The organism is Gordonia lacunae (assembly GCF_002149015.1).
Lineage (GTDB): Bacteria > Actinomycetota > Actinomycetes > Mycobacteriales > Mycobacteriaceae > Gordonia > Gordonia lacunae.
Genome location: NZ_NGFO01000003.1, coordinates 187,906 through 203,926, shown reverse-complemented (window position 1 = coordinate 203,926; position 16,021 = coordinate 187,906). Strand labels below are relative to the sequence as shown.

The following is a 16,021-nucleotide window of genomic DNA, read 5'->3' as shown; positions in this document are numbered from 1 at the left end:
GCGAGCGACGCCACCCTCGATCCCTGAGGTGCGAGCGAAGCGAGCCTCGAAGGGTCACCGGCGCCCGGGCGGGGGATCACCGGCGGGGCGCAATGCCCACGACGGCACCCAGTGCGTGACCTTCTCCTGCCGGTCCTTGGACGTGATCGTGTAGGTGACCTTGCCGTACCAGGCGCCCCACTCGTCGCGTCCCCACTCGGTGAGGACGCCGAGGTGCACCGAGCGGATCTGCAGCCCGTCGGGGTGGTATTCGCCGCTGAAGTGCGGTGCGTTGGGGTAGAGCGCGCCGAGGTCGATGAGCACCGCCTTGTGGCCGACCCGCACGAAGGCGGGCCGGTGTGGTTGGCCGTTGTCCCCGCCAATCCACTTCATGCCCACATGCACAGTTTCGCACGTGTGTTCGAGTGATGTCACCTCCGGTCGGCGAGTCGCCAGGGGCTCGCGCGAGCGGTCCGACCGTCGGTCAGCCGGCGCCCGACCGCTCGCCGACCGTGTGGACGACGACGACCTCGGGGTCCCAGGGGACCAACTCGTCGACCGTCGTCTGGAGCTCGCCGACCGGCGGCAGATCGGGTGGGGCGAGCACGCTGACCGTCACCGTACTGCCGGTCCAGGACACCCCGGTGACCTCGGACGTGACGCTTCCGGTGGATCCCAGCCACGACTCCGCCGCGGTCGCGATCTGCCGGGACCACAGTGACGAGAGCGAGTTCGCGACCATCGGAACCGTGACGACGACGAGCGCGATGGCGAGTACGGCGTAGGCCCGTCGTCGCGACCGGCTCGAGTGCTGCTCGCCCGCGTCCTGGGCGGCCTCAGCGGCTTCGCGACCGTAGCCCGCGATCGTCAGCACGACCAGGCTCGTGATGATCATCGCGACCACGTTCGACGCGAACAGCACGAATGCGCCCAGCGCGAGCGAGGGCGCTCCCGACCCCAGGCAGACCCCGACGACCCCGAGCGGCGGCACCAGGGAGATGGCGATGGCCACGCCGGGCAACACGTCACCGACGTCGCGACGTGTGATGGCCACCGCGCCGGCCATACCGGTGGCCAGCGCGGCCAGGAGGTCGACGAGCGTCGGCGATGTCCGGCCCAGGACCTGCGAATTGGCGAGCACGTTGGTCGGGTTGGGGAGCAACTGCGCGAACACGACGCCGAGGGCCGTCACCAGGACCACCCCGGCGAGCACGTAGCCGATGCTTGCGAGCACGAGTCGTCCACGGCCGGTGACGATTCCGAGCCCGATGCCGAGGATCGGGGTCGACAGCGGCGCGACGATCATCGCGCCGATGACCGTTGCCGTGCTGTCGGCGACGACACCCGACACCGCGATGATGCCGGACAAGGTGAGCATCAACCAGAAGGCGCTGCGTTTGGCGGTGCGGTCGCCGACCGAGAAGTCGAGACGTTCGTCGATCTCATCCAGGGTGCGCCGCTGGGAAGCGGGGATGAGGGAGAGCGTCATCGGATCCCCTTCGTCTCGAGGTCCTCCGAAAATACCCCGCCGCGGTCCGCTGTCCAGCGAGTTCGGGCCGCGCATGTGACCATGGGGAAACGCCGGGGAGAACTCTAGGGGGCGACGATGGATCGATTCAGCGGATGTCTACTCGCGGGGGCGGTCGGCGACGCCCTGGGCGGGGCGGTCGAGTTCTCCGCCCGGGAAACGATCGTCGAGCGGTTCGGAGCCCGGGGGATCACCTCGTATGCGGCAGCGTACGGCGGCGTCGGCACCATCACCGACGACACCCAGATGACGCTGTTCACCGCCGAAGGGTTGCTGCGCGCGTGGGTGCGTGATTGCGCGGGAGGCATCTCCTGTTACGCGGCCACCACGGCACGCGCCTACCTGCGCTGGTTCATCACCCAGGGCGGCCATCCGCGCCACGGTGTACTCGCGACGAGCGAACGGTCGAGTTGGCTGGCGGGACACCGGCAGCTCCACAGCCGGCGGGCGCCCGGCGCCACCTGCCTCGAGGCGCTGCGGGCGACCACTCGCCCCGGCGCGCCCGCCGACAACGACAGCAAGGGGTGTGGGGGCGTCATGCGGGTCGCGCCCGTGGGGTTGTTCGCGGCCCGCGCGGAGTGGTCGGCCGCAGGCACTTTCGATCTCGCGGCCACCCTCGCCTCGCTCACGCACGGGCACCCCTCCGGTTCGCTGCCCGCCGGTGTCCTCGCGGTCGCGATCCGCGATCTGGTCGCCGGGGCGAGCCTGCCCGAGGCGCTGACGGTCGCGAAAGGGGTCCTCCGGACTCGTGCCGGATACGAGGAGACCCTGGCTGCGCTCGACGCCGCCGAGGCACTGGCCGGTTCGGGCCTGTCCCACGAGGCGGCGATCACGCGTCTCGGCGGCGGCTGGGTCGGAGAGGAAGCACTCGCGATCGCGATCTACTCCGCCCTCGTGGCCGAGGACCTCGAAGACGCGGTGATCATCGCGGTCAACCACGACGGCGACTCGGACTCCACGGGCGCGATCGCCGGTAATCTGCTGGGTGCCCGCGACGGCGTCGCAGCGATCCCGCAGCGGTGGCTGGCGTCCCTCGAACTCCGCGACGTCATCGTCGAGATGTCACGCGACCTCTACGACTTCGTGGACTGGGACATCCCCGAGCCCGATGCGCAGGCCGGGTCGGGCAGCTGGGTCGAGAAGTATTGGGGACCGCGTCCGGGGACGCCCTCGGACCTTCGCCCGGTCGGTTGATCTCTCGGCGCGCCGGCGAGGTGCGCAATACGACGGCCACGACAGGGTTGCCCGGTGGTCACAGACGTCGGCTTGAGTTCTCCCATGGTAACCGCTCCGAGAACCGGCCGTGGAATTCGTGTGCTGGCAGGCGCTTCCGGGGTCGGGTTCATCCTCGCCATCTGCGGCTCGAATGCGATGACGCCGCTGCTCCCGGGGTACGTGGAGACCCATGACTTCGGGCCCGCCGCGGCGTCGGTGCTGTTCGCCACCTACTTCATCGCGCTGATCATCGTCCTGCTGATCTCGGCGCGCGGCCCGCTCGTCCGACACACGCACGGTGCTGCCGATCGCCTTCCTCGCGGGGATCGTCGGCGACCTCCTGCAGCGCGTACCTGGTCGGCGCACTGGCGTGGGCGATCGGTGCGCTCGCGGGGGGAGCGCACTGATCGCCGCGATCCTCGCGACCGGAGCGAGTGACTCACTCCTGGTGGCCCAATGTGTCTGTGGCGCATGCCTGTTGGTCTCGATGGTTGCGAGTCTCGCCGGCGTGGGGGTGCGGCTCGCGACGACCCTGCCCACGGTCGGCGTGCTCCTCGTCGTCGGCTGGTCCACGGCGGTGATCGGTCTGGTGGTAGGTCGACTGGATGTGATCGTTCTGGGCACCGTGATCGGCGTGGCCGGGCAGGCGGTCGGAACCATCGGCGGAGCCGTCGTCACCGGTCTCGTCTACGCCGTCGTCGCGGCTGTCGCCATCGGTTTGGTCGTGCGGCGGGATCGAGCGTCGGCCGGAGCGCAGTCGTCACCGACGAGCGCGATGAAGGGCCAGAACCGGCGCGTCGCCGGCACTGTCTCCTGAGCCACCGGGACATCGCGGCGGAAATGCTTGCTGCAAGCCGATTGTCGCTACGAGACCCCGGTGGTCAGGGGGTGGTTGCACACTGTGGAGTTGTCAAAGGTCGTGTGGCGTCGGGTCGGCGCCGGAGGGTCTGGGGGTGGGGCGGTTAGACGGGGGCGTCGTCGAGTCGCATGGTGCGCCGGTTGTAGGCGGGTCGGGGTAGGCGGCGGGAGTCGATGTCGGCCGGCGGGATCAACCACGGGTGCCGGTCGGGGCCCATCACCACGCGCCAGCCGTGGTGATGCACCTGGGTGTGACAGCGCTGGCACAGCAGGCACCCGTTGTCCAGATCGGTCGCACCACCATCAGCCCAGTGCACGATGTGATGGACCTGTGTATGTGCGGCGGGGGCACCGCATTTCACGCAACACACGTCACGCACGATGATCGCCTGCCGCAGATGGTGCGGGAACAATCGTTTCGTGGTGCCCATCCGCAACGGCACGCCCTCGTCGTCGAGGACGATCTCGGCCACTCCGCCGTCACACGACAGGCGACGGGCTGTCGATGCTGTGACCGCCCCGACCCACGGCAGGCGCGCCGGATCAGCGCCGTCCGCGGGGATGGTGACCAGGACTTGGGTGCGGGGTGCGCCGGCGGTCGTCATCGCCGCACCGATCGCCGCTTGATCGAGAAGGAGTTCCAACCCATCGGCGCGACGCTGCGCCACACCACGGCGATCGTCAGCGCCGTCGGGTTCCGGCCGCGGGCAGGAGCGTTCGTCGATCATCGACAGAAATTTCTCGCCGATCACCGCGGTCACATCGGCAGTGATCGCGACCCGACCATCTTCGGTGACGCGGGTGTGCACGGTGTTCAGTGACGCATCATCAGCCGCCGCAACCGCGTCCGGGTCAGTGGCTGCGACCCGGACTGCGATACTCCGGGCGTGGTCGTTGATCTCGGCGGGTGTGGCACCGGAGAACGCCTGGGTGAGCAACTCGCTCTCGACCAGCGACCGGTCGTCGTCGGACAGCGCTGCCGGAGCACGTGTGTCGATGAGAGTGATGCCGCGGACCACCGCATCCACGCACTCGGCAGACAGATATCCGTCGGCGGCGCAGTCGGCGAGTTTCGGCAACGACGCCAGGCCACCGGCGATCCGCACACCACGGCCGGCGGCTGCCGGGGGCATTCCCATCTCGATCAGCCACGACCGGGTCGTCGAGCCCGCGCGCGCCGCGGCACCAGAGGCGTCGAAAAGCGCTATGTGGACGGCGATCTGGTGATCGAGCACGTTGCGCAGCACCCGCAGTTCGTCGAGACGCTCGAACACGGCGCGACCGGTCCCGTCGTCGGGTGGTGGCGGCAGGCCGATGAGGGTGTCGCGGAGTGCGGTGATCGAGGTCATGACACCAAGGTACTCGCCCAAACGTTCGACGACGAAGTTTCTCCACAACCCATTCTTCGCCGAATCTGACTGCGCGGCAGACTATATCACTCACGCACCAGTGGTGAACCGTGGTGGACTGTGGTGAACAGAAACCCCGTTAGTCACACGGGTGGACGGCCTGCTTGGAGACGGATCACTGCCGGAGGCGGGGTGCTTCACCTTCGCCGGTCCGGCCGGTTGTGTGGCACTGCAGTTGTCACCGATGGACTCGAACTCGACTGATGGACTTCGATCGAAGTCCATCGGTCGAGATGAGGTTCATCAGTCGGAGGGGGGCTCGCGAAGACCCTTCGTGGCTCGTCGCTATCGCTCCTCGCATCTCAGGGAGCGGGGAGGTGGGATCGCTATCGCTCCTCGCACCTCAGGGAGCGGGGAGGTGGGACCGCTATCGTTGCTCGCACCTCCGGGAGCTGGGGAGTCCGTCGCTGCGCAAGGTCCGCTTGCGCCTCAGACAGTGCGTCGGCGTGAATCGGGCATCTGCGCCTACGTTGGGACATATGACACCGACGCGTATCTCCGGTCCGATCACCTGGCTCGCCGTGTTCCTCGCCGCGGCGCAGGTGTTCGCGCCGGTCGTCCCGTTCTCGGGCTTCGGCGCATCGCCCAGCGAGTCGACGACCGATCTGCTGATCACCCCGGCGGGTTACACGTTCTCGATCTGGAGCCTCATCTACCTGCTGTCGATCGTGTTCGCTGTGGCGGTGGTGTGGAAGGGGGCCACCGGGACGGGTGACCCGCGGCGGTTGCTCATCGACCTCGAAGTCGCGTTCGCCGGCGCGGCGGTGTGGATTCTGGTGTCGGCCGCGGAGTGGACGTGGGTGACACCGGTCGTGCTGACGGTCATGACGGTGGCCCTGCTCGATGCGGCCCGGATCGCCGCCGGACCGGCCGACGGCTCGGCGCCGCGATGGCTCACCGTCCTGACCCGGGTCCTCGTCGGTGTCTACGCGGCATGGGCGACCGCGGCGGTGTTCCAGAACTGGGCCGCGGCGATCGGCGCCGACCTCGCGGACCCACGGTCCCTGGGATGGCAGCTGGCCGTTCTGCTCGCGTGCGCCGTGGTCGGTCTGGCGGTCACCGCCGCTGTCGGGTCGGTGCTCATCGCCTACCCGCTCACGCTGATCTGGGCGTTGTCGGGATCATCGTGACCGCACAGGGTGAGACCACAGCTGTCGTGGGAGTTGCGGTCGGGACGATAGTCGTGCTGGTCGTCACCACGGCGGCCGTGACGACACTGCGGCGTCGGGCGGGTGCGCCCGCTCCTGCTGCGGCACGATGAGCGGGACCGATACTGCGAGAGGCGGACCATGACCACCACCGTTGTCGCCGGGAATCCCAAGCCCGGTTCACGCACGCTCGACGCCGCCCGCCGGTTGGCGAGGGCGCTGACCGGGACCGAACCCGACCATGTCGTCGACGTGATCGAGCTCGGGGCCGGTCTGCTCGGGTGGGGCGACACCGCAGTCGGGGGCGCGGTCGAGACCGTCGCCTCGTCGGATCTCGTCGTGGTGGCGAGCCCGACCTTCAAGGCGACCTATACCGGCGTCCTCAAACTCTTCCTCGACCAGTTCGCCACGGGCGAGGGCCTGCGCGATGTCACGGCCGTCCCATTGATGCTCGGGGCGGGGCCGGCGCATGCGATGGCACCCGATCTACTGCTCAAACCGGTCCTGGTGGAACTCGGCGCGGTGTGCCCGGCGCCGGGCCTGTACCTGATGGATTCCACCTACACCACCGATTCCCGGATCGCCGATTACACCGACCGCTGGTCGTCAACGCTCGTGCGATCCTGATCGCGATGCGCTGGGACGACCGGATGAATCCCGGACTGCGCCGCTGACGCGATCATCCGTTCGGTGAGTTCGGAATCCGCCTGTGCGCGCCGGGGGTCGACGACGTCACGGTGCCAGACCGACTGCCCGCCGACGACGACCTCGCGCAGATTCCGCAGCCCGCATCCGAGTACATAGGTCGCGACCGGATCCCAGATCGGCCCGAGGTGAGGTGAGCGTGGATCGACGACGAGCAGATCCGCGAACTTCCCGACCTCGAGCGAACCGACCCGGTCGGCCACGCCCATCGCCGACGCCGAACCCAGCGTGTGCAGCACCAGCACATCGAGCGGTGTCAGAATCGCGGCGTCGCTGTGCTTCCCGCGCTGCAGGAACAGCCCGGTGCGCATGTTCTCGAACGGGTCGGACACGTCCGTGCACGACTGGTCGTCGACGCCCATCCCGACGGTGACCGAATCCCGCAGCAGGCGAGGCACATCGGCGATCCCGGAACCGAGGCGGCCGTTGGACATCGGTTGCCACACCACCGCCGACCCGGTCTCGCGAACACGCGTGAACATGTCCTCGGTGGGGTGGACGAAATGGCCGAACGCGAAGTCGGGGCCCAAGACACCCGCGGCGTCGTACCAGTCGAACTTGGACTGTTGGATCTCGATCTGTTCGGCCGTCTCGACGAAGTGCGCCTGATTGGTGATCCCGTACCGATCCATCAGGGCGCGTTCGCGTTCCGCGGTCGCCGGCGAGGACGACCACTGCACCGAGCCGTAGACCGAGCCGCCCAGATCCAGCGCCGGGTCGACGGTGGCGAGGTGGGTCATGACCTCGTCGAAACCGGCGAAGGCAGCGTCCTCGCCGAGTTGCTCGTCGTCGAGCCGCACGCTGGTGACGAACCGGATTCCAGCGGCCGCAAGTCCATCCACCTGGGCGGTGACAAATTCGGGCGGGTGCACGCGCGCCGCCTTGAGGACGGACTCCTCGTAGTCGAAGAGGGCCAGGACGCGCGACTGGGTGAAGTTGTACACCGACGTGATCCCGGACGACAGGTGATCGAGTCCGCCCGCCATCGTCATCCAGTACAGATCCTCGGCCTCGGCGCCGAGCAGCATCGTGCTGTTGAGTGTGACCCATTCGTAGAGCGGACTGTTCGGTGCGACACCGCGCATCCCGGCGGTGTAGATGTGGCTGTGCGCAGAGACGAAGCCGGGCGCGAGGAAAGCGCCGTCGAGGTCATGACGAGGAAGCGGGGCGTCGGCGGGCGGGGTACCCTCACCCATCCCGGCGATCCGGCCGTCGTCCCCGATCGACAGCCATCCCCAGAACCATGGCTTGTCGCCGCTGACCGGCAGGATCAGCGCGTTGTGGTAAGTGCCGGTCATCCCGGTAGAACCTCCGATGTCCAATGATCTGCGTTGTGGGTGAACCGTACTCGTTGCGACGGACCGTCCGGGTCGCCCCGCCAGAAGGTGATCTCCCGCAGGTCGACGGCGTATCCGGTCCAGGTCGGTGGTGCGGTCAGTCGTGGGTGGGTCGCGTCGAAGTCGGCCCAGCGGCGCCGCCGTTCGTCGGTCGACAGCGCTGCGAGATCGTCATCGTTCATCCATGCCAAGAGCTGCAGGTATCGAGACCGGCGTGAATATGCCTCGTGCAGTTCGGCATCCGGCGCCCGCCGCACGTCGCCGTGCGCGACGACCTGACGGCCCACGGCCGGCCACGCCACCGCGACCGAGGCGCGGGGGTTGTCCGCGAGCTCGGCCACCTTCGCCGACCTGCTGTCGGTGTGGAAATAGACCGCGGTGTCGTCGGCCTCGGTGATCAGGACGTGCCGGACCCGGGGATAGCCGTCGCGACCGCATGTCCCCAGCGCCATCAGTGGGCGCGGTTGGTCCGCCGCGGGAAGCCAGCGCTGCAACAGCTCCATCGGCTCGATCGTGAGCTGATCCGTGACCGCGCAATCGGTTCCGAACCCCGTTCCGCTGGTGATCAACGTCCGACCCGGCCCGGGTCGAACGTGGCGATCTCCGGTAGCGCCGCGACGAGATTCTCGACGCGCTCGTCGAAGAGCTTCGCGCCGATGGATGCGTCAGCGCCGGTGGGGTCGCCGATGACGCCCGACTCGGCGAAATCGGTGGACAGCCAACCGAATCGAACCGTGTCGGCGAACCCGACGTGCTCGGCGTCGGCAACCGAATCCGCCACGGACGCCACCGCCTTGTCCATGTGCACCAGGTCCGGCCGGAGGTGCAACATCATCGAGGTCTCGGCCCAGCCGGCGTGGATGCCGAGTCCGCGTTCGGTGCGACCGGGATGTCCCGGACCGGACGAGAAGAACGTCTGCAGATCGAACCGGCGGCGGAGTTCGCGCGCGGCGACCTCGATCAGGGCGGAGTTGCCGCCGTGCGCGTTCAGGAAGAGCACGCGGCGGGCCGGGGTCTGCGCGAGTGAGGCGCCGATGTCGACGATCGTCTCGAACAAGGTGCTCGCCCGCAGCCAGATCGTGCCCGGTAGCCGGGAGTGCTCGTCGGACTTGGTGTAACCCAGGGCGGGCAGCAGCCAGACGTCGTGTCCCGCGGCGGCACCGCGCTCGACGACGGCCTCGGCGACCGACTCAGCGACGATGAGGTCGGTGGCGAGCGGAAGGTGTGGTCCGTGCGGTTCGATTGCGCCGGTGGGCACGACGAGAATCGAATCCCGCGACAGGGCGGTGCCGATCTGGTCGGTGGTCAGCTCGGCGTACCGCCGGTGCCCGGCCGGGCGCCCGGTGCCAATGTTCACCGTGTTCACATCCACCTCCCCGGATTGAGCAGACCCTTCGGATCGGTCTGCTGCGCCAGCGCGCGGACGCGCTCGGCGTCGAGATCGACGTACCACTGGTGCGGGGAGTGGACGCCGACCCCGAGTTCTTCGAGCGCGGCGACGCCGTCGATGACCTGCTGGGGACTGCGGTAGATCCCGTTGAGCATCCCGAACATCATCTCGTGGCCGACCTCGAGATGCAGCATGCCGCCCTCGTAGACCTGCTCGACCTCGTCGAGCCGGGTGACGAGCGCGTCGCCGCGCACCTCCATGTGGAACCACTTGTCCGGCTGCGACTTCTGCAGCCACCACGTCGGGTGGTTGTAGGACAGTGTCGACAGCTTGACCGTCTCTGCGATGCCCTCGCGGACCGCCTCGACGCGTCCGCCGGCCGACGCGATGAGGTCGGTGGTCTCCGCCAGCGCCCGAGCGTCGATGATCCCGCGCACGCTGGCGCGACCACGGACGAGCGCGGGGTCGTCGGGCAGCGCCGCGGTGATGGTGGGGCCGTCCGCGGACAGCAGACGCGGCTTCGGCTCGACCGTCGCCAGCCGCAATGCCGCGTCGAAGGCCTCCCGCCCGGAGGCGAAACTCGCATAGACACACCGCCATTGCTGCAATGGTTCGACCCGGATGGTGGCGCCGACGATGATGCCGGCGACCCCGTAGGTGTGCACGAACGGCGTCGCGTCAGCGCCTTCGAGATGCACCACCTCGGCGTCGGCGGTGGCGTGGACGACATCGAGCGCGTCGACGAAACCCTGATGGTTGCGACCGTGCACGATCGTGCCGGTGCCGGCCGAACCACCCGCGAGGAACCCGCCGAGTGTCGACTGGACGGTGGACGGGTACATCCACAGCTGGTGCTCGTGCGCCCAGGCCGTCTGCTCCAGGTTGATCATCCGTGCTCCGGCCTGCGCGGTGACGGAACGTCCGGTGACATCCCGGATCTCGGTCAGCGACGTCATGTCGAGGACGAGTCCGCCGAAGCGGGGGATGACCTGACCGTAGTTGCCGGTGCCCTTGCCGCGTGTGGTGATCGGCACCCCGCGGGCGACCGCCGCGCGCACGATCGCGGGCACCGCGTCGGCCGTGCGCGGATAGCACACGAGGTCCGGCTCGCCGAGGTCTTGCGCCGAGAGGATCGGGCTCATCCCGGAGCCGTCGCGGGCTGCTCGTGCGAGCGCGCGCGGTAGCGAGCTGATGCCGCGCGGGCCGGCGATCGCGAGCAGGTCGTCGGCCAGCGCGTCGACGTCGTCGGGTCCGAAGTCGGGGCGCCCCTCATCGGTACCGACGGCGACCACCGGCGCGGTCATGACGGCAGGCCCACCGAGGTGTCGATGAACCGGTTGGTCGCGATCGCCTCGGGTGTCAGCCCGTCCGCGGCCGGGGTGCCCTGTTCGGTGAAGATCGGTCCGGTCACCTCCATCACGCGGGCGACGCGGGCGGTGTCGAAGTTGCCGATCGTCGTGTCGGTGCCGTTGCTGACCAGGTTGAGGTCGGCCATCGTCTGGCGGGCGTAGTCGGCGTTGCGCTGGGAGTACACCCACCCGGTGTCGTACTGCTCGACGGCGTCGAGGATGACCGCGTCCGCCGCTTGCGGCGACGCCAGGTAGTCGACCGACCCGCGCTGCATCACCGGGACCAGCTGCTCGAGGCAGGCGGCGTTCTCGTCCAGTGCATCCGAGCGAACCGCCACCGACGACTTGTAGGACGGGAAGCCGACGTCGTGGATCAGCTGGTACTTCACCGGCTTCTGCCAGCCCTCGACCTCCTCCTGGTAGACCTGCGGCTCGGAGCTGGCGAACCCCTGCTGGGCCGTCTTGCCGCCGTCGGAGACGAAGTTCGCCGGTGACCCGTCGTAACTGCCGTCGACCTGCCCGGGGGAGAGGACGCCCGACCCGGTCAGGTAGTCCATGTATGTGGCCCCCTCGAAGTACAGGACGCGCGCGTTCGCCGCCTTGAGGTCGGCGATGCCCTGCACCTGCGGATAGGTGGCGGGGTCCCACATGATCATCTGCGGGCTGATGTCCAGCGGTGCCATGACCGCGGTCGTCGGATTGTCCTTCGAGTTCTGGATGGCCTGATCGGTGTCCACGTAGCCGAGGAGGATCTCCGGATCGGAGTACATCTGCGAGGTCACCGACTGGAAGCCGATGGCCGGTCCGCCGGAGCGGATCTCGAGGTCGACGCCGGTGTACTGGCCGCGGTCGAACAGCGGGCCGACGACACGCTTGTTGCCGGCATTGATCGTCGGGTCGGGGCCGAGGAGCTGGTAGAGGTGGCCGTGCTCGGCCTCCGGGTTCCAGTCGGTCTGGACCACGATCTTCTCCGGGCAGTTGGCGCTCAGGTCGACCGGGCCGACGGCCCCGGTGTACCCGGAGGACTCGGTGCTCTCACCGGAGCCGCATGCGGCGGTGAACGTGAGGGCGGCGGCCACGACCGCCACGCCGGTGGTCTTGGACAGGCGGCGCCAGACATGTGTGTTCATCAGATGAGTTCCTTTTTCGTACAGACGATTCGGGGGGTGGAGTGACGAGATCGTCGGGTGTCGACGATCAGGGGCGGGTGCCCGGGTGGAGTCAGTGCTGGTACCAGCGGCCGACGATCCGGTTGCCGAGCCAGCCGAAGAACCAGAAGACGGCCACGCCGAGGAGTGAGGCGAGCACGATCGAGGCGAACAACTCCTCGGCCTGCAGCCGCGACCGATAATTGTCGATCAGGATGCCGATGCCGGGGTTGCCCTGTTTGAAGAAGAAGTCACCCACGATTGCGCCGACCACCGACAGGCCCGCCGAGATCCGCAAGCCGGCGAAGATCGCCGGCATCGCGGCGGGGAACTCCAGTTTGCGCAGGATGGTGAGGCGGCTCGGATGATGCAGGGCGAACAGGTCGCGCATCTGCCGATCGACGGACCGTAGGCCGAACAGCGTGTTGGACACGATCGGGAACAGCGAGATGAGCACGCAGACGAAGACGCGGGCGCTGAAACCGAATCCGAACCAGAACCCGACCAGCGGCACGAGCGCCAGGATCGGGACACACTGCAGCACGACCGCATACGGGAACAGGGCGTTCTCCATGAGTCGCGACTGCGACATGATCACCGCCCAGGTGATGCCGATGACGGCGGCGATCGCCAGTCCGGTCAGCGCGACGGTCGCGGTGCGGCCCAGGGCCTCCCACATGGCCTGCGCGGCATCGCCCAGCAGTCCGTCGGTGACGACCTGGTGGGGCGGTGGCATCAGGAATCGTCGCCCGGGGTCGAGCACCGCGTAGCTGACGAGGTACCAGACGCCGATGACCAGTGCCAGGACGATGAGCGGAGCGGCGACTCCCACTGCCTTCGAGCGAGAGCGGCCGCGTCGGCTCGTGCGTGCCGCCACGGCGAGTTCGGTGGTGGATCCGGGGTCCGGGGTGCCGGCCTTGCCGGGCTTCGGGGTTCGCACGCCCGGGGTGGCGTCGGTGTCGGTCTCGGGGGCGCTCATGAATGTGCCTCTCGGAGTGCGCGGGAGATCCTGCCGGCGATCGCGCCGAATTCCGGTTCGAACCGCAGGTCGGGCGATCGGGGGTAGTCGAACGGGACCTCGATCTCGTCGACGATGGTCCCCGGACGTCCGGACATCACCAGCACGCGGGTGGACAGGAACGCGGCCTCGGCCACCGAGTGCGTGATGAACAGACCGGCGAAGCGTTTGACGGCGAAGAGCTCGGTGAGATCGGTGCCGAGCCGTTCGCGGGTGAGTTCGTCGAGTGCGGCGAACGGCTCGTCGAACAGGAAGAGGTCAGGGTCGAGGGTCAGGGACCGGGCGAGCGACACCCGCATCCGCATGCCACCGGACAGCATGTGCGGCAGGTGTTTGTCGAAGCCGGTCAGGCCGACCGTCTCGAGTGCTGCGCGAACCCGCTCGCGCCGTTCGGCTTTCGATGCCCCATCGAGTTCGCCGAGCAGCGCGACGTTGTCGGCCACCGACCGCCACGGGAGCAGGGTGGCGTCCTGGAACACGTAGCCGATTCGTTCGGCACCACTCTGCAGGTACCCGTCGGTGATCGTCTCCAACCCCGACGACAAACGCAGCAGGGTCGACTTACCGCACCCGGAAGGACCTACGACGCTGACGAATTCACCTTCTCGCACGGTGAGGTTCACGTCCCGGAGGGCATGGGTGCCGTCCGGATAGGTGAGTTCCACGTGTTCGAAGCCGACGAGCGGGTGACCGAGTGCCGGTCTGGGGGTCGTTGCTGGTGAACTCATCATCTCTCCATACCGACGGGGGACATGGGCAGCGGTGGCACATCGACTGTCGACGCCTGTGTCGGCGCCGCCGCTGCCGGGGACGGAACCGGAGGCCACGGGAAGGCCGTCCAGCTGGTGGTCTCGGTGCGCGCGACCGGGACACCGTTCACGACGACGACCCGGTCGGCCGGAGCGGTCGCGATCACCTCGGTGAGGTCGTTCCCGCGGATCGCGACGAGGTCGCCGCGCGCCCCGACGACAGGCCCCGCCGGTTCCAGTCCGAGCACGGCACGTGCCTCGGCGGTGACCAGTTGCGTTGCCGTGTCCGGACTCTGGTGTGCCGCGGTGATCAGCAGGGCCGCTGTCTCCAGGGGGTCGGCCCGGCCGACGGGGTTGAACGGGTCACGGATGTTGTCCGCGCCCCCGGCGACGCGGACGCCGTGGTCGCGCAGAACGTCGATCGGGGTGATCCCCCGCCGCCCGGCCGACGGGCCGTGACGGCCCTGGAGGTACAGGTTCGTCACCGGCAGCGCGACAACCGACACGCGGGCTCGTGCGAGCGCTCGTGCGACGCGGTGCAGGTCGTCGGTGGCCAGGGTGTCGAGGCGGCAGCAGTGGCCGGCGGTCCGCACACGGCCGTCGGGCCAGTCGGCGACGCGGTCGGCGAAGGCCTCGATGGTCAGGTGGTCGCCGTCGAGGAACTCGTCGACGTGCAGATCGGCTCCGACGCCGCGTGCCTCGGCCAGGTCGAGCAGCCTAGTGAGTTCGAGGAGCGGATCGTCGGCGATGTGTGGGGCGCCGCCGACCAGATCGACCCCTGCGTCGAGTGCGGCCTCGATGTGCGCGGTGGGCGTCAGGGGACTCGCCAGCACGGCGATCTGGATGTCCATGAGACCGCGCAGATGGTCGCGGACCTCGGTGAGGACACGGACGGCGCGCAGCGGGTCCTCGTGCGGGAGTATGTCGGCGTGGGTGCGCACCGCGGTGATGCCGTTGGCCAGCATGGACGAGGTCGCCAGCAGCGCGCGCGTCCGGAAGGAGTGCTCGTCGAGAGAGACGCTGCCCGCCCGCCAAGAGGCGATCGCGTCGGCGAGATCGCCACTCGGAGGTGACAATTCCGGCCAGGACAGAGCCTTGTCCAGGTGTGCGTGGGGCTCGGCTGCGGGCGCCAGCAGCAGGTGATCGCGGAGATCGAGCCAGTCCGGCCGGGGCGGCGAGTCGGGCGAGGACGGCGTGACGGCGCGGACCCGGCGGATACCGTCGGCGTCGGTCGACAGTTCGACATCGACCACCGACCCGTTGGGTAGTGACCCGGTGATGCCCGGGACGGGCGCAGTCTGCGGAGCCTGCATACGAAACTTCCTCGAGGACGTCGGAGGGCGTGCAACGGCGCACGTGAGGTCGGTGGTCCCGCTGTGGCTGGGATCGGCGGGGGTGGGGCGGTTCGTGATACTTGTTGATCACGTCAACACGACCGAATATAGGAATGCGCTGTTGCCGCGACGTTAACCAGCGCTGCGGGCGTGTAACCATCGGTCCGATTTCTCGCCGGAGGAAGGGGTGTGGCCACATGGCGCTCGACGAGCCGGATATCGCGCAGGTGTCACTCGGCACCGAAATTCGCCGACGCCGCAAGCAGCACGGTCTCACGCTGGCGAATCTGGCTGCACAGGCCGGTATCTCGCACCCGTTCCTGTCCCAGCTCGAGCGCGGCTACGCGCGTCCGAGCATGACGACGCTGGAACGGATCGCCCGAGCCCTGGACACCACGCAGGTGAGTCTCATGCTGTCCGCCGACCCGGGGCACGTGGCGGGTGCGCCATGCCCGGCGCCGAACGGGGCGCAACTGGTACGCGCGGGAGAAGGCGCGACCCTCCCGCAGTCCGGGGACAACGCCGGATATGCGCGCCTGCTCGTCCGGGGCGACGCCGCGTTCTTCCCTCAGGAACAGTTGTTGAACAGACGGGACCACGGCGAGTACTTCCAGCACGAGCAGGACGAATGGTTGCACGTCGTCGACGGCGAGGTGGAGGTCGACCTCGGAGATGGCGGTCTGCTCGAATTGCGAAGAGGCGACAGCCTTTACTACGCTGGCGGCATTCCCCACCGGTGGCGGCTCATCGGTGCCGCGGCTGCTCGCCTCATCGTTGTCCAGGCGTCGGCGCAGGTGCCCTGACCCGCGGTGGTGGGGGGTGGCTCCCGTGGCTGGGATCCCGGCGGAGATCGA

General features: G+C 68.7%; 17 protein-coding genes. 6 read left to right on the top strand and 11 right to left on the bottom strand.

Features of this window, described 5'->3' with window-relative positions; genetic code table 11:
* Positions 1-54: 54 nt before the first annotated feature.
* Both CA982_RS04060 and CA982_RS04055 read right to left on the bottom strand, forming a co-directional pair.
* The gene (locus tag CA982_RS04060) at positions 55-372 is read right to left on the bottom strand and encodes a hypothetical protein (RefSeq protein WP_086534062.1); all 318 of its coding nucleotides are present in this window, start codon (positions 370-372) and stop codon (positions 55-57) included.
* Positions 373-463: 91 nt separating this feature from the next.
* A complete protein-coding gene (locus CA982_RS04055; RefSeq protein ID WP_086534061.1) occupies positions 464-1,468 on the bottom strand; it encodes a TIGR00341 family protein in 1,005 nt (334 codons plus the stop codon).
* Between the two features lie 117 nt (positions 1,469-1,585).
* Between CA982_RS04055 and CA982_RS04050 the strand changes: the two genes are divergently transcribed.
* The 3 genes from CA982_RS04050 to CA982_RS26805 all read left to right on the top strand — a co-directional run bounded on the left by CA982_RS04050 (position 1,586) and on the right by CA982_RS26805 (position 3,539).
* Entirely contained in the window at positions 1,586-2,701 is a 1,116-nt protein-coding gene (locus CA982_RS04050; protein WP_086534060.1) for an ADP-ribosylglycohydrolase family protein, read from the top strand.
* A 120-nt stretch (positions 2,702-2,821) separates the two neighbouring features.
* Positions 2,822-3,160, top strand: a complete 339-nt coding sequence (locus CA982_RS26810; RefSeq protein WP_244176121.1) for a hypothetical protein — start codon at positions 2,822-2,824, stop codon at positions 3,158-3,160.
* 49 nt (positions 3,161-3,209) lie between these two features.
* On the top strand, positions 3,210-3,539 hold the full coding sequence (locus CA982_RS26805) for a hypothetical protein (RefSeq protein ID WP_244176120.1): 330 nt from the start codon (positions 3,210-3,212) through the stop codon (positions 3,537-3,539).
* Between the two features lie 145 nt (positions 3,540-3,684).
* On the opposite strand, the gene CA982_RS04040 is transcribed toward CA982_RS26805, so the two are convergent.
* Positions 3,685-4,929, bottom strand: a complete 1,245-nt coding sequence (locus CA982_RS04040) for an HNH endonuclease signature motif containing protein (protein ID WP_086534059.1) — start codon at positions 4,927-4,929, stop codon at positions 3,685-3,687.
* 539 nt (positions 4,930-5,468) lie between these two features.
* Between CA982_RS04040 and CA982_RS04035 the strand changes: the two genes are divergently transcribed.
* Both CA982_RS04035 and CA982_RS04030 read left to right on the top strand, forming a co-directional pair.
* On the top strand, positions 5,469-6,119 hold the full coding sequence (locus CA982_RS04035) for an MFS transporter (RefSeq protein WP_244176119.1): 651 nt from the start codon (positions 5,469-5,471) through the stop codon (positions 6,117-6,119).
* Positions 6,120-6,278: 159 nt separating this feature from the next.
* Positions 6,279-6,764, top strand: coding sequence for an NADPH-dependent FMN reductase (locus CA982_RS04030; RefSeq protein ID WP_086534149.1), 486 nt, complete (start codon positions 6,279-6,281; stop codon positions 6,762-6,764).
* On the opposite strand, the gene CA982_RS04025 is transcribed toward CA982_RS04030, so the two are convergent.
* The 8 genes from CA982_RS04025 to CA982_RS03990 all read right to left on the bottom strand — a co-directional run bounded on the left by CA982_RS04025 (position 6,725) and on the right by CA982_RS03990 (position 15,146).
* Positions 6,725-8,140, bottom strand: coding sequence for an amidohydrolase family protein (locus CA982_RS04025; RefSeq protein WP_086534058.1), 1,416 nt, complete (start codon positions 8,138-8,140; stop codon positions 6,725-6,727). The genes CA982_RS04030 and CA982_RS04025 overlap by 40 nt on opposite strands.
* The gene (locus CA982_RS04020; protein ID WP_086534057.1) at positions 8,137-8,748 is read right to left on the bottom strand and encodes a pyridoxine/pyridoxamine 5'-phosphate oxidase; all 612 of its coding nucleotides are present in this window, start codon (positions 8,746-8,748) and stop codon (positions 8,137-8,139) included. Before CA982_RS04020 ends, CA982_RS04025 begins: the two co-directional genes overlap by 4 nt.
* The gene (locus tag CA982_RS04015) at positions 8,745-9,536 is read right to left on the bottom strand and encodes a creatininase family protein (protein ID WP_244176117.1); all 792 of its coding nucleotides are present in this window, start codon (positions 9,534-9,536) and stop codon (positions 8,745-8,747) included. Before CA982_RS04015 ends, CA982_RS04020 begins: the two co-directional genes overlap by 4 nt.
* Positions 9,537-9,541: 5 nt before the next feature.
* A complete protein-coding gene (locus tag CA982_RS04010; protein WP_086534055.1) occupies positions 9,542-10,873 on the bottom strand; it encodes an FAD-binding oxidoreductase in 1,332 nt (443 codons plus the stop codon).
* Positions 10,870-12,048 carry a nitrate ABC transporter substrate-binding protein gene (locus CA982_RS04005; protein WP_086534054.1) on the bottom strand — a complete coding sequence of 393 codons (1,179 nt, stop codon included), beginning with the start codon at positions 12,046-12,048 and terminating at the stop codon, positions 10,870-10,872. Before CA982_RS04005 ends, CA982_RS04010 begins: the two co-directional genes overlap by 4 nt.
* Positions 12,049-12,139: 91 nt before the next feature.
* Complete coding sequence (locus CA982_RS04000; protein WP_086534053.1) at positions 12,140-13,045, bottom strand: ABC transporter permease; 906 nt, start codon at positions 13,043-13,045, stop codon at positions 12,140-12,142.
* Positions 13,042-13,812, bottom strand: coding sequence for an ABC transporter ATP-binding protein (locus CA982_RS03995; RefSeq protein ID WP_086534052.1), 771 nt, complete (start codon positions 13,810-13,812; stop codon positions 13,042-13,044). Before CA982_RS03995 ends, CA982_RS04000 begins: the two co-directional genes overlap by 4 nt.
* Complete coding sequence (locus CA982_RS03990) at positions 13,812-15,146, bottom strand: amidohydrolase family protein (RefSeq protein ID WP_244176116.1); 1,335 nt, start codon at positions 15,144-15,146, stop codon at positions 13,812-13,814. Before CA982_RS03990 ends, CA982_RS03995 begins: the two co-directional genes overlap by 1 nt.
* 218 nt (positions 15,147-15,364) lie before the next feature.
* Between CA982_RS03990 and CA982_RS03985 the strand changes: the two genes are divergently transcribed.
* Entirely contained in the window at positions 15,365-15,970 is a 606-nt protein-coding gene (locus CA982_RS03985; RefSeq protein WP_086534051.1) for a helix-turn-helix domain-containing protein, read from the top strand.
* Positions 15,971-16,021: the final 51 nt, after the last annotated feature.

Coding starts and splice junctions, on each gene's coding strand:
- CA982_RS04060 (WP_086534062.1), bottom strand. CDS start 372: ATGAAGTGGATTGGCGGGGACAACGGCCAACCACACCGGCCCGCCTTC.
- CA982_RS04055 (WP_086534061.1), bottom strand. CDS start 1,468: ATGACGCTCTCCCTCATCCCCGCTTCCCAGCGGCGCACCCTGGATGAG.
- CA982_RS04050 (WP_086534060.1), top strand. CDS start 1,586: ATGGATCGATTCAGCGGATGTCTACTCGCGGGGGCGGTCGGCGACGCC.
- CA982_RS26805 (WP_244176120.1), top strand. CDS start 3,210: ATGGTTGCGAGTCTCGCCGGCGTGGGGGTGCGGCTCGCGACGACCCTG.
- CA982_RS04040 (WP_086534059.1), bottom strand. CDS start 4,929: ATGACCTCGATCACCGCACTCCGCGACACCCTCATCGGCCTGCCGCCA.
- CA982_RS04035 (WP_244176119.1), top strand. CDS start 5,469: ATGACACCGACGCGTATCTCCGGTCCGATCACCTGGCTCGCCGTGTTC.
- CA982_RS04030 (WP_086534149.1), top strand. CDS start 6,279: ATGACCACCACCGTTGTCGCCGGGAATCCCAAGCCCGGTTCACGCACG.
- CA982_RS04025 (WP_086534058.1), bottom strand. CDS start 8,140: ATGACCGGCACTTACCACAACGCGCTGATCCTGCCGGTCAGCGGCGAC.
- CA982_RS04010 (WP_086534055.1), bottom strand. CDS start 10,873: ATGACCGCGCCGGTGGTCGCCGTCGGTACCGATGAGGGGCGCCCCGAC.
- CA982_RS04005 (WP_086534054.1), bottom strand. CDS start 12,048: ATGAACACACATGTCTGGCGCCGCCTGTCCAAGACCACCGGCGTGGCG.
- CA982_RS04000 (WP_086534053.1), bottom strand. CDS start 13,045: ATGAGCGCCCCCGAGACCGACACCGACGCCACCCCGGGCGTGCGAACC.
- CA982_RS03995 (WP_086534052.1), bottom strand. CDS start 13,812: ATGAGTTCACCAGCAACGACCCCCAGACCGGCACTCGGTCACCCGCTC.
- CA982_RS03990 (WP_244176116.1), bottom strand. CDS start 15,146: ATGCAGGCTCCGCAGACTGCGCCCGTCCCGGGCATCACCGGGTCACTA.
- CA982_RS03985 (WP_086534051.1), top strand. CDS start 15,365: ATGGCGCTCGACGAGCCGGATATCGCGCAGGTGTCACTCGGCACCGAA.